We start from the raw sequence: 12,190 nt of genomic DNA, 5'->3' as shown, positions 1-12,190 counted from the left end.
GTCCCGCTTTTCTTTTTCGACTAGGGTGGACGACTGCGTTTTGTCCACTTGGGAAGGAGCGATCCTATGCCCCAGAACATCTTCGGTACCGATGGCGTCCGTGGCGTCGCCAACGCCGACCTCTCGTGCGACCTCGCGTTTCGCCTTGGCCGTGCGGCGACCAAGTTCCTTGGTCCGGACATTTGCATCGGCCGTGACACGCGTCTTTCGGGCACCATGCTCGAGAGTGCTCTGACCGCCGGCATTATGGCCGAGGGCGGCCGCCCGCACTGCTGCGGCGTTATCCCTACGCCGGCCGTGGCGCTGCTCACCGTCCAAAACGAGCTCGACGGCGGCATCGTCATTTCTGCTTCGCACAATCCGCCGGAGTTCAACGGTATCAAGTTCTTTAGCCGCAAGGGCATGAAGCTTCCCGATGCTGTCGAGGAAGAGATCAGCGCCTGGGTCATGTCCGAGGAGGCCATGGCTGCCGACACGCTGCCGACCGGCGCCGGCGTGGGCCACATTATCAAGATGAAGGACGCCCGCAAGGCATATGTCGATCATGCCATCGATACGCTTGATGGCCTGAGGCTCGATGGCCTGGTCGTTGCCGTCGACTGTGGTCACGGTGCTTCCTGCCAGACCACGCCCGCCGCGCTGCAGCGCTTGGGTGCCACGGTGCACGCCATCAACACCGATTATTGCGGCACCGACATTAACGTTGAGTGCGGCTCTACGCATCTTGAGCCCCTGCGCGAGCTCGTGCTGCGCACCCATGCTGATATCGGCCTGGCCCACGACGGCGACGCCGACCGCGTGCTGTTCGTGGACAGCGAGGGCAATGAGATCGATGGTGACTACATCCTGGCTATCTGCGGTTCTGACCTTGCCGCTCGCGGCAAGCTCGCCAACTCCGAGATCGTCTCGACCGTCATGTGCAACCTGGGCTTCTCCATCGCTATGAAGGAGCAGGGCTTCGAGATGGTTCAGACCGCCGTGGGCGACCGCTACGTTCTGGAGCGCATGCTCGCGGACGGCGCCGTCATCGGCGGCGAACAGTCCGGCCACATCATCTTCCTGGAGCACAACACCACCGGTGACGGCCTGGTGACGGCTCTGCAGCTGCTGGCCGTGCTCAAGCGCACCGGTCGTACCCTCACCGATCTTGCCGGCATCATGAAGAAGTACCCGCAGGTACTCGTCAACGTGCATTCGGACAACAAGGCCGGCCTGGACGATTGCCAGCCCATTTGGGACGCCGTCGCTGCTGCCGAGAAGGAGCTTGACGGCCGCGGCCGCATTCTGGTGCGCCCGAGCGGTACCGAGCCGCTGGTCCGCGTGATGGCCGAGGCCGAGACGCACGAGCTGACCCAGCGCGTTGTCGACGACATCGTCGAGGTTGTCAAGCGCGAACTTCCCTAATGGTCAAAAACCGTTGCCAAGTGGTAAACTGTTAAGGTTATTTTGATTGATTGGTATGTCCGAGGGGGAGCATGTTCACTAAAGTCCTAAGGTCTTTTGGTATGCGTGGTCGAGTCCTTACGCTGGATGCTCCCATCTCGGGCGACGTCATTCCGCTTTCCGAGGTAAACGACCAGACGTTTGCCACCGGCCTTTTGGGCCAGGGCGTGGCGATTCAGCCCACCGGAACGCGTGTGATTGCACCGGCTGATGCCAAGGTCGAGGCCATTTTTCCCACGGGACACGCTGTTGCGCTTAACACGGTCGATGGCTTGGACGTGCTCATCCACGTTGGTTTGGATACCGTTCAGCTCGAGGGCAAGCACTTTACCGTACATGCGCAAGTGGGTGACATCGTCCATAAGGGCGATGTACTCATTGAGTTCGATCGCGAGGCAATTGCTGCCGAGGGCTACGATGTGACGGTTCCCATCTTGGTGTGCAACTCCGTTGAGTTCTCGAGCATCAAGGGCTCCGTTGGCGTGCATGTCGAAGAGATGGACCAGCTCATCGTTGCTCGCGAGCGCTAGCAAGTGCACGTGGCCATTAGCCTACAATTCAAACACGTTTACGGAGGGCGCCCTTGAAAGAGGACGCCCTCCGTGGCAAGATGGGATTTGTCCGAAGCTAAAAGGCTTTGGGTCACCGTGGACGGGCAGGGGCCTCGACGCGGTTAGACACGAGACACATACATTACGCGACCTCGCCCTGGTGGCCGCACACGTTGGTTGCGGCCGACGCGGGCCGCGGGCAAGTGCTTGTAAGGGAGCCTTGCCTCTCTTGTACGAGAAAGGACGCGTAATGAAGATCATTAAAGCTAAAGACTACGAGGATATGAGCCGCAAGGCCGCTAATATCATCTCGGCCCAGGTTATCCTCAAGCCCGACTGTGTGCTGGGTCTTGCCACCGGCTCCACCCCGATCGGTGCCTACAAGCAGCTCGCTGCTTGGTACGAGAAGGGCGACGTCGACTTTGCCGAGGTCAGCACCTACAACCTGGACGAGTATCGCGGCCTTTCGCACGACGATCCCCAGAGCTATCACTACTTCATGCGTGAGAACTTCTTCGATCACATCAACATCAACCTGAACAACACGCACGTTCCCGACGGTTCCAACCCCGACGCCGCCGCTGCCTGCTCTGAGTACGACAAGATCGTCGCCGACGCCGGTTACCCGGATCTGCAGCTGCTCGGCATTGGCAACAACGGCCACATCGGCTTCAACGAGCCCGATGACCACTTCTCCAAGGGCACGCACTGTGTCGACCTCACCGAGAGCACCATTCAGGCCAACAGCCGCCTGTTCGACAGCATCGACGATGTTCCCCGCCAGGCCTACACCATGGGCACTCAGACCATCATGTATGCCCGCATGATCCTGGTTGTCGCCAACGGCGAGGCCAAGGCTCAGGCCGTGCATGACATGTGCTATGGTCCGGTTACGCCCGAGTGCCCGGCTTCGATCCTGCAGCTGCACACCAACTGCGTTGTCGTTGCCGACGAGGCCGCCCTTTCGCTCTGCGAGTAGCGCGAATCCTGCAGCTCGACATAGCCTTGCCTAAGGCCTCCGCTTTGCGGGGGCCTTTTTGCTATTCCTTTTTGCCCACTTGACCAAAATCTTGCCGCAAGCTTGACGAACGCCAGATGTCCAACAGCTTGATTCATTCCATACCAGATTCTATGCAAAAATGCCACTAGAAGGTCGTAGACGGTAGCGGGTGCTAGGCGAGTTGAATGACATGGCTGAACCTTGTTCATCTGCGTTACACTGCCGCTTAGATGGGACAAGCTGACAAGCTCATTTACCTGCTTAAAGACCGATTAGTCGGGGGATTAATAACAATCGGCCCTCGCTGTACAAAAACTTGCCGCTTGCGTACCAAAAGACAACCTAAAACACAAGGTCGCTCTATTCATAGCGCGGCTTGTATGGTCTTGCGGCTACAGTGTCCATACGGTCGAGTTGAGGAGCGGGCATGGTAAACGATTTGAGCGGTATAGACGACCTCGAGCTGATGCCGCTGGGCGGAGGCTATATGGTGCGACGCGAACGCTTGATGAATGAGCTTATCGCCAAGGGCCGAAAGGCCGGCATCGTGGTTCTTTATGCGCCCGACGGGTTTGGGAAGACCTCGGTGCTGCTGCAGTACACCCATGAGGTTAAATGCGACCCGACGCGAGGCCCCGTGCGGATTATCGAGGCCGATCGCGCCATTGGGCGCGAGGTGTTTATGCAGCTCGAGGTGGTTGCCGAAGAACTCAAAGACAAACCGCACTCCCTTATCGCGATTGATAATGTGCCAAACCTCGATCAGCACGATACCGAAGACCTCATCGACAGGATTCGCGGCCTGCGCGCTATGGGGATAGGGCTCTTTATCTCCTGCCGTCCTTCAAATCGTCAGTTGATTCATGGGCTGGGCGATTCGGTTAAGATCAATGCGCAGATGCTCAAGGTGCATGCCTATGAGTATTCGGCGTGGGCATCGGCGTTTTCGATCAGCACATCGCTCGACTTTTATCAGCTCACGCAAGGCGTGCCCGAGCTCGTTTCGGCATTGCAGACGGGTCTGTATGGCCAAGGCGACGTAGCCGGCCTGCTCGAAAACGAGATTGTCAACGTATATGGCGCGGCACTTGTCGATCTGGCTTCGCTCGACAATAATGCACTGTTTTGCGTGGCATGTCTCATGGTTTTGATGGGCGAGGGCAATATAGCAGAACTCGAGGCTTGTGGGGTAAGGCTGTCGATGGTCGACCAGTCCTACTTTGTACGCGACTACCCGATCTTTGGCTTGGACCCCGCCGAGCGGAGTTTTACGTGTCTGGGCACGGAGGATAACGGACGCTTGCGTTTGCGTAAGTTGGTGGCCGAGGTTCGCCCCGAACTTGTTCCGAGGGCGGCCCGGATTTTGCTTAAGGCGGGCCGATGCGATGCGGCGATGGGCCTGACGGACGCCTTTTTGGACCGTGAGGCGGTTCTTGAACTTGCTGGGCAGTATGGGGTCGATCTGGCTCTGACGGGGCACGGGGCCGATATCTGCCGAGCAGCGCTGGGCACGATCGATGCCGACGATCCGGCTCCAGAGCCAACGCCTGCCGAGGCGCTTGGCGTATATCTGGCAGCGGTCAGCGTGTCCAATACAAAGCTTGCTCGCTATATGGCATCAGTCATCGAGCGCGGGGGCGAACGGGCGGCCTGCGAAATGGACCCTGTTTCATGGAGGGTGGCCCAGACACTGACGGCTGTTTGCTATGGGGACAACGGGCTTGGGCTTCCTACGAACCTGGCCGTACCAGAAATCGAGACGTCCCACACCGCACTCGACATGCTGTCCGCGCATATCGAGGTCAAGCGATGCCTGACCGAACGGGGAGATGACGGCGGCGTTCTACAGCAGCTCAAAACGAGCAAGGCCTACGACTGCGAGCTCGACATCGCGGGGATTGCTATACGAGCCGACAGCATGCTGGTGGAGCTCTTTGACGGGTCGTTTGCGGGAACCGACAAGCGCGACGACGAGATGGCGGTGGTGCGGGAGGCGCTCGACGTACGTGGGCTTAAGGCGATGGCTATCTGGGTGCGCATGGTGTTGGCGGCACGGCGGCTCCTTTCCGGCTTGCCGGTAACCGACGACGCGGCGTTCAACGAGCTCGATCGTTTTGCCGTGCGCATGCGCGACAACCAGATTCAGCTGTTTGGCCTGTTGCTAGAAGGCTGGCAGTCGCTGGCAGAGGGACGGCCGGTTAATGCAAAGTTCCGTGCGGTCCAAGTGCTCAAACTTGCCGAGGAGTCGATTGCGTACATGCGCGATAACGCATTGCTGCTGGAGCGCGCGGCATATCTGCGTAACACCTCGATGGTTTCGGTGCGCGAGGAAGCGGAGTTGCTCGATATAAGCCAGACGCAGGTTGGTGGAGCGGAGGCCTGGATGGTGGCGCTGCATTTGGCCTGTGCGGGCCGAGACAGCGATCTTGCGGCCTGGATGTCCATGAATCGTGCGGGGATTCTAGAGCCATCGTATCGGCTCTTTGCGCGCCTTGCCATGCATTGTCTGGGCGAGCCGGCGGGCAGGATACGCAAGAAGCTTCCCGTGCGCGAGCTATCGCGGTATTCGCTGCGCGATGATCTGGAAGGGGAGGGCGAGCGTCTGTTCCAGGCTGGCGAGGTTGAAGCCGTTGATACCATCGACCATATCGAGATTCGCATGTTTGGTGCGTTTCGCGCCGAGCGCGACGGGTTTCCCATCACGGACAAAATGTGGCGCCGCAAGAAGGCGGCGACACTTGCCGAGCGGCTTGCGCTGGGCATGGATGCGCTCGTCGATCGTGAGACGCTGGCCATGGAGCTGTGGCCCCATGCCGAATTCAATAGCGCCCGCAACAACCTGTACTCGACGATATCGCGCTTGCGGTCGGCTTTGGGGCCGACGCCAGACGGCAAGTCGTGTGTGCTCATCCAAAATGAATGCATCGGACTCAACGGCGACTACGTCAAGACCGATGTACGGCTGTTTGACCAGATAAGCCGCGAGGTTTTGGGAAATCGCACGGGTACGCGCGGGCCCCATCTGGTCGAGTTGTGCCTTAAGATTGAGCAGCTTTATGCCGGACCGTTGTATGTTCCCAATGGCTGTAATCCCACCTACTTTTTGCGCATGCGGCGCATTATGCAGTCAAAGTACATCGATTGCATGATTAAGGGAGCAAATGCCGCTCTAGAAGAAAACGATCTGCAGTCGGCGATTTGGCTGGCGGAGTCGGGGCTTCGGCAGGAAACGGCGCGCGAGGATATGGTGCGCTGTGCCATGCGCGTCTACAGTGCGGCGGGGCGGCGGCGCGATATCGTCGAGCTGTACAGCGGGCATATGCACCATCTGAGGGAGCAGGTCAATGGCGTGCCCGAGCCCGAGACGCGGTGCCTATACGAGCGCTTGGTGGAGGGGCGGCTCAATCGCGTGCTGGTCGAGCGATAAAAAACGGGCGCCCGAAGTACTTGGGCACCCGTAAGCTTGCTATGTGTTGGCTCGCCGGATCATTGGCTCTTAGACGAGCTTGATCTTCTCGATGTCCTTGCGCGAGGACTCGCGATACAGCGAGAACTTGCGGCCGATGACCTGGACGACCTCGGCGTGGCAGCGCTCGGCGAGCTCCTCGGCGGCCTCGCGGGCGGAAAGACTGGAGCCATCGAGCACGGAGCACTTAACGAGCTCGTGCTTCTCCAGGTAGGCGACCGTCTGCTCGACGGTGCCCTCGTTGACGTCGGACTTGCCGATGATGATGGCGGGGTTGAGGTGATGGGCCATGCTGCGAAGCTGCTTGACCTGTGCTCCTGTCAGTGCCATGGGTTCTCGCTTTCTATGTATGGGGCGCCCCGCGACGGGGCCTTAATCTACGTGAGCTGTCCCACGATAGCGCAGGAACGGCGCGGTGTGGAGCGCGTTTGCCCAGTTCAAAAAGAATGCGGATGCCAGGCGGGTGGACGGTGCGGGCTGCGAACAGGCTATGTGCTGGGCGCAGAGACCGGCTCCCATGCAATAAACGCCCAACGAACCTTGCGGACATGATCGAGCATATAGCGCCCCTGCGGCACGCCCTTGGAGCCCGGCTCGCCGGCATGGGGGTTCTCGATCATGTGTTGGGCGATGTAGTCGCGCAGACGGTCGACCTTATCTTCGTTGCCATGCTCGAGCATACGGGAAAAATCCGCCACACCCGCCTCAAGGCTATTGAAGGTATCGCGACGAGGCGATTCAAAGTACGTAACCTGCGGCAACGCACCCATCTGAATGAGGATATTGAAGGCGTACACAAAGCCATTGCTGCAGGTAACCGAGGCGCCGATGGCGTTCATCAGGTGCAGGTCATAGCGCGGGCTGGAGTTGGCGACCATCGTGACAGCACAACGACGACGAGCCGTACGATCAAGCTTGGCAAGCGCGCCTTTTAGATTGGTCGTCGTAACTGACCGACTGGCAAAGGCAACATCCACCGCTTTCGCGACGGGTCCAACCAAATCCCAATCATCATCCCAAGCAAGCTCAAGCGGCGTTATGCGCCCCTCGAGCCTGTAGTGCTCAATGCCGGCATCAAGCGTGCCCAGCATGGCGGGGGAGAAATCAGCCGCAATCACAGGATGCCCAGCCTGAGCAAGCGGAATAGCAATCGACCCAGCTCCACACCCCATATCAAGCACGGATTCACCAGGCTTTAACGCCAACAGCTTCATAAAGTCCCGGGCATACGGGGCAGTCTCAAGCGGCCGAAAATGCCGAGCCCGCTTATCCCATTCAAAAGAATCATCAGCCCGATGCCGAGCGGCCTGCAGACGCATCCATTCGCCATTCCAATCCGCAGAAAGCAGCTCAGAGCGAGCATCCCCATCAACCACGGGCCAACCTCCTAGCAACAAAAAAGCGACTCCTCCCAAAAGAAGAGCCGCAACCAGCATATATCAGAAAAAGAACCGTTCCAACGCCAAACCGCCGCACCAGTCAAGTGGTGCAGGAGCGAAGCAACTGCAACCGGGATAGAACCCAACCGAGGTCCCGTTGTGCGGGAGCCCCGGGGAGGGCAAATATATAAGGTCGATCGCGAGTTCCGCACGAGCCGGAGAGCACTTAATGTGCTCTCCGTGCGAGTCAGGACTGTCCGAGCAGGCGACCTTATATATTTGCCCTCCCCCGGGGCTCCTCGCCAGTCCCCCTCAGCTAGTTCTTCAGCGAGTTCAACGGCGCCGGGAAGCGTCCACCGCGGTGGGCAAGCACGGTGCCGGCGTTGGGGTTCACCGGCATGATGGGTGCACGGCCAAACAGGCCGCCGTACTCGACGCAGTCGCCCACGCCCTTGCCGATGGCGGGGATCACGCGGACGGCCGTGGTCTTGTTGTTGATGACGCCGATGGCCATCTCGTCGGCGATGATGCCGGCGATGGTCTCGACCGGGGTGTCGCCGGGGATGGCGATCATGTCCAGGCCAACGGAGCACACGCAGGTCATGGCCTCGAGCTTCTCGAGCGAAAGCGCGCCGGCTTCGACGGCGGCGATCATGCCGGCATCCTCGGACACGGGGATAAAGGCGCCCGAGAGACCGCCCACGCTGGAGCTGGCCATGACGCCGCCCTTCTTGACGGCATCGTTGAGCATGGCGAGCGCGCAGGTCGTGCCGGGGCCACCGCAGGTGCCCACGCCGATGATCTCGAGGATGCGGGCAACGGAGTCGCCGATGGCAGGCGTGGGAGCCAGCGACAGGTCGACAATGCCCTTCTCGACACCCAGGCGATGGGCGGCCTCGCGGCTCATGAGCTCGCCGGCACGGGTGATCTTAAAGGCGGTCTGCTTGATCTTCTCGGCGACTTCCATCATCGATGCGGAATCGGGCAGCGTCTCCAGGGCTGCGGCCATAACGCCGGGGCCCGAGACGCCTACGTTGATGACGGCGTCGGCCTCGCCACCGCCGTGGACGGCGCCCGCCATAAACGGGGAGTCCTCGACCATATTGGCAAAGCAGACAAACTTGGAAGCGCCGACGGAGTCCTGGTCGGCCGTGAGCTTGGCGGCGTCGATGATGGTCTGGGCGGCCATGAGCACGGCGTCCATGTTGATACCGGCGCGCAGGCTGGCGACGTTGACGCTGGAGCAGACACGGCTCGTGGTGGCGAGCGCCTGGGGGATGGACTGGATGACGCGGCGGTCGGCGTCGCCGATGCCCTTCTGGACGAGTGCGGAGAAGCCGCCCAGGTAATCGATGCCGAGCGTCTCTGCCGCGCGGTCGAGGGCGTGCGCGATGGGGGTGAGGTCCTCATCCTTGCAGCACGCGGCAATCTGCGCCACCGGGGTGACGGAAACGCGCTTGTTGACGATGGGGATACCGTACTCGCGCTCGAGGTTCTCGGCGGTCTCGACCAGATGCTCAGCCGTGTGCGTCACGTGGTCGTAGATCTTCGTGCACATGCGGTCGAGGTTCTCGTCACCGCAACCCATGAGCGAAACACCCATGGTGATGGTCCTGATGTCGAGGTTCTGCTCCTCAACCATGCCGCGGGTTTCCGCGATTTCTGCGGGCGTGATCGCCATCCTTGCGCTCCTATCTGCCAAAACGAGCATAGCCTTATCTATTCTAACGTGCCGCACGTGCCAAGTGGCGCATGCGGCACGTTTTGGTGCTCGGTTGTTTCCGTTGTGTTACTGCCCAAAGACCTCTTCGGCGATACGAGCGCTTTCGGCGGCGTCCTTGGCGTAGTAGTCCGCACCGATCTGCTTGGCGTATTCGGGGGTGAGCACGGCGCCGCCTACGATGATCTTGACGCCCGGCACCTCGGCATGGAGCAGCTTGATGGTCTCTTCCATGGCCACGACGGTGGTAGTCATAAGCGCCGAGAGGCCGACGAGTTTGATATCGCGCTCCTTGACGGTCTTGAGTACCTCCTGCGGATCGACGTCGCGGCCCAGGTCAAAGACGGTGTAGCCGTAGTTGTCGAGCAGCATTTTGACGATGTTCTTGCCAATATCGTGGATGTCGCCCTTGACGGTGGCCACGCAGATCTTTCCCTTGTCGGCAATCTCGCCGGCGGGCATCAGGCGTTTGATGGTGTCGAAGCCCACGCGCGCGGCCTCGGCCGAGGCCATGAGCTGCGGCAGGAAGAACTTGCCCTGGTCAAAGAGGACGCCGACCTCGTCGAGGGCGGGGATAAAGTGATTGTTGATGAGGTCCATGGCGTCGTGGTCTGCCAGTAGGCGCTCGGTCTCGGCAGCGATCTCGCCTTTGCGGCCCGAGACGACCATGTGGCGGATGGGGTCGTCATCGGCGCTTGCGGTGGTGCTTGCGGCAGGCGCGGCATCGCTCGTTGCTGACTGAGCGGCCGCCGGGTTGGCGGCAATCTTATACGGATCGGTCCAGCCGGCGTAGCGCTCGATGTATCCGGTCGAGCCCTCGTCCTCAACGCTCAGGACGCGATAGCTGTAGACGGTATCCATAAAGCGCTTGGAACCCGGGTTCATGATGGGGGCATCCAGACCTGCACCAAAGGCGGCGGCCAAAAAGACCGAGCCCAGCAGCGGGCGGGCAGGCAGGCCAAAGCTGATGTTCGACACGCCGAGTGCGCACTTGACGCCCAGGCGCTCCTTGCACATAGACATGGCACGTAGAATCTGCTCAGCCTGGCGCTGGTTGGTCGAGGCGGTCATGACCAGGCAGTCGATGAGGATGCGGTCCGGGCCGATGCCGTAACGGGCGGCCTCGGCCACGATGCGCTCGGCGATGGCGAAGCGGGCCTCGGCGGTATCGGGGATGCCGCCCTCGTCGAGCGTAAGGCCGACGACGTTGGTGCCGTAGTGGGCGACCAGCGGAAAGATCTCATCCATGATCTGCTGTTTGCCATTGACCGAGTTGATGATGGGCTTGCCGGCGTAGCGACGTACGGCGGCCTCGACGGCGGCGGGGTCGGTGGAGTCGATCTGCAGCGGCAACAGCGTGGAGCCTTGGAGCTGCTCGGTCGCTTGCTGGATGACCTTGACCTCGTCGATCTCGGGCAGGCCCACGTTGACGTCCAAGATGTCGGCGCCCTGCTCCTGCTGGCTGATGCCCTGGCTCACGACGTAGTCCAGGTCGCCGTCGCGTAGGGCCTGCTGCAGGCGCTTTTTGCCGGTGGGGTTGATGCGCTCGCCGATGACGGCGATCTTGTGGCCGTCGCAGGGAAGGTCCACGACCGTTTGGGCACTCGTGACCGACATGCTGGGCTTGCGGTGACGCGGGCTGGGCGTGTGGTTGTCGATGAGGGTGCGAAGTGCCGCCATATGCGTGGGCGTGGTACCGCAGCATCCACCGACGACGCTCACGCCGTCCTCGATCATGCCGGCGACGGCCTCGGCGTACTCGGGTGCCTGGATATCAAAGACGGTATTGCCGTCATCGTCCACGCGGGGCAGTCCCGCATTGGCCTGCACCATAACTGGCTTGTCGGTGACGGTGAGCATACGCGCGGCGAGTCCTCGGAGCTCGGCCGGGCCCTGGCTGCAGTTGATGCCCAAAACGTCGGCGCCGATGGCGTCGAGGGTGATGGCGGCGACCTCGGGGCTCGTGCCCAGGAAGGTGCGGCCGTCTTCCTCAAAGGTCATGGTGGCAAAGACGGGCAGGTCGGAATTCTCGCGGCAGGCGAGGACTGCCGCCTTGATCTCGGCCAGGTCGGTCATAGTCTCGATAATAAAGAGGTCGACGCCCGCATCGACGCCGGCGCGCACCTCCTCGGCAAAGAGGTCGTAGGCCTCGTCAAAGCTGAGGGTGCCCAGGGGGCGCAGCAGGGCGCCGATAGGGCCGATGTCGCCGGCGACGTAGCGGGCGCCGGCCTCGCGGGCGCAGGTGACTGCCGCGGCAAAGACGTCTGCCACGGTAGCGACGCCGTCGAGCTTGTGGGCGTTGGCGCCAAAGGTGTTGGCGGTGATCACGTCACAGCCGGCCTCGACGTACTGACGCTGAATATCGGTAATGACCTGGGGCTCCTCAAAGTTGAGCAACTCGGGCAGGGCGCCGGCCTTCATGCCGGCCGCCTGCAGCATGGTGCCCATGCCGCCGTCGAACAGCAGGTGCCCCGTGCCCTCGATGGCGGCGCGCAGGCGATCGTCCTTAATGTGCAGGTCGTCGATCGTGCGCGTTTTGTACGCGGCGCCGTTGCAACGCGCAGCATTGACAGGTGCCGCCAGCGCAGCACCGTCCAGATCATGAGTGATAAGCGGAGTAAACATCGGGGG

The 12,190-nt window shown here is 61.1% G+C and carries 8 protein-coding genes; 4 read left to right on the top strand and 4 right to left on the bottom strand.

Annotated elements, in window-relative coordinates:
* Nucleotides 1-66: 66 nt before the first annotated feature.
* The 4 genes from glmM (at nucleotide 67) to ACESUZ_RS00980 (ending at nucleotide 6,421) form a co-directional block, all read left to right on the top strand.
* Complete coding sequence (glmM, locus tag ACESUZ_RS00995) at nucleotides 67-1,404, top strand: phosphoglucosamine mutase (protein ID WP_006234694.1); 1,338 nt, start codon at nucleotides 67-69, stop codon at nucleotides 1,402-1,404.
* A gap of 101 nt (nucleotides 1,405-1,505) precedes the next feature.
* Nucleotides 1,506-1,973, top strand: coding sequence for a PTS sugar transporter subunit IIA (locus ACESUZ_RS00990; protein ID WP_306421699.1), 468 nt, complete (start codon nucleotides 1,506-1,508; stop codon nucleotides 1,971-1,973).
* A 271-nt stretch (nucleotides 1,974-2,244) separates the two neighbouring features.
* Nucleotides 2,245-2,973, top strand: a complete 729-nt coding sequence (nagB, locus tag ACESUZ_RS00985) for a glucosamine-6-phosphate deaminase (protein WP_373198025.1) — start codon at nucleotides 2,245-2,247, stop codon at nucleotides 2,971-2,973.
* 448 nt (nucleotides 2,974-3,421) lie between these two features.
* The gene (locus ACESUZ_RS00980; RefSeq protein WP_373198024.1) at nucleotides 3,422-6,421 is read left to right on the top strand and encodes an AfsR/SARP family transcriptional regulator; all 3,000 of its coding nucleotides are present in this window, start codon (nucleotides 3,422-3,424) and stop codon (nucleotides 6,419-6,421) included.
* A gap of 69 nt (nucleotides 6,422-6,490) precedes the next feature.
* Here ACESUZ_RS00980 and ACESUZ_RS00975 read toward each other — a convergent pair whose 3' ends face one another.
* The 4 genes from ACESUZ_RS00975 to ACESUZ_RS00960 all read right to left on the bottom strand — a co-directional run bounded on the left by ACESUZ_RS00975 (nucleotide 6,491) and on the right by ACESUZ_RS00960 (nucleotide 12,184).
* Nucleotides 6,491-6,790, bottom strand: a complete 300-nt coding sequence (locus ACESUZ_RS00975) for a YhbY family RNA-binding protein (RefSeq protein WP_006234690.1) — start codon at nucleotides 6,788-6,790, stop codon at nucleotides 6,491-6,493.
* A 158-nt stretch (nucleotides 6,791-6,948) separates the two neighbouring features.
* Entirely contained in the window at nucleotides 6,949-7,779 is an 831-nt protein-coding gene (locus tag ACESUZ_RS00970) for a methyltransferase domain-containing protein (protein WP_505455739.1), read from the bottom strand.
* 376 nt (nucleotides 7,780-8,155) lie between these two features.
* Nucleotides 8,156-9,520 (bottom strand): PFL family protein, encoded by a 1,365-nt coding sequence (locus ACESUZ_RS00965; RefSeq protein WP_035136908.1) that lies wholly within the window; start codon nucleotides 9,518-9,520, stop codon nucleotides 8,156-8,158.
* 108 nt (nucleotides 9,521-9,628) lie between these two features.
* Entirely contained in the window at nucleotides 9,629-12,184 is a 2,556-nt protein-coding gene (locus ACESUZ_RS00960) for a homocysteine S-methyltransferase family protein (protein ID WP_373198022.1), read from the bottom strand.
* Between the last annotated feature and the right edge of the window lie 6 nt (nucleotides 12,185-12,190).

This window comes from Collinsella aerofaciens ATCC 25986 (assembly GCF_964239575.1).
Classification (GTDB): Bacteria; Actinomycetota; Coriobacteriia; order Coriobacteriales; family Coriobacteriaceae; genus Collinsella; species Collinsella aerofaciens_BQ.
This window is presented reverse-complemented; position numbering and strand designations above follow the sequence as displayed.

Bases quoted from the DNA above. Each gene is read 5' to 3' on its own strand.
- glmM (WP_006234694.1), top strand. From the start codon at position 67: ATGCCCCAGAACATCTTCGGTACCGATGGCGTCCGTGGCGTCGCCAAC.
- ACESUZ_RS00990 (WP_306421699.1), top strand. From the start codon at position 1,506: ATGCGTGGTCGAGTCCTTACGCTGGATGCTCCCATCTCGGGCGACGTC.
- nagB (WP_373198025.1), top strand. From the start codon at position 2,245: ATGAAGATCATTAAAGCTAAAGACTACGAGGATATGAGCCGCAAGGCC.
- ACESUZ_RS00980 (WP_373198024.1), top strand. From the start codon at position 3,422: ATGGTAAACGATTTGAGCGGTATAGACGACCTCGAGCTGATGCCGCTG.
- ACESUZ_RS00975 (WP_006234690.1), bottom strand. From the start codon at position 6,790: ATGGCACTGACAGGAGCACAGGTCAAGCAGCTTCGCAGCATGGCCCAT.
- ACESUZ_RS00970 (WP_505455739.1), bottom strand. From the start codon at position 7,779: ATGCGTCTGCAGGCCGCTCGGCATCGGGCTGATGATTCTTTTGAATGG.
- ACESUZ_RS00965 (WP_035136908.1), bottom strand. From the start codon at position 9,520: ATGGCGATCACGCCCGCAGAAATCGCGGAAACCCGCGGCATGGTTGAG.
- ACESUZ_RS00960 (WP_373198022.1), bottom strand. From the start codon at position 12,184: ATGTTTACTCCGCTTATCACTCATGATCTGGACGGTGCTGCGCTGGCG.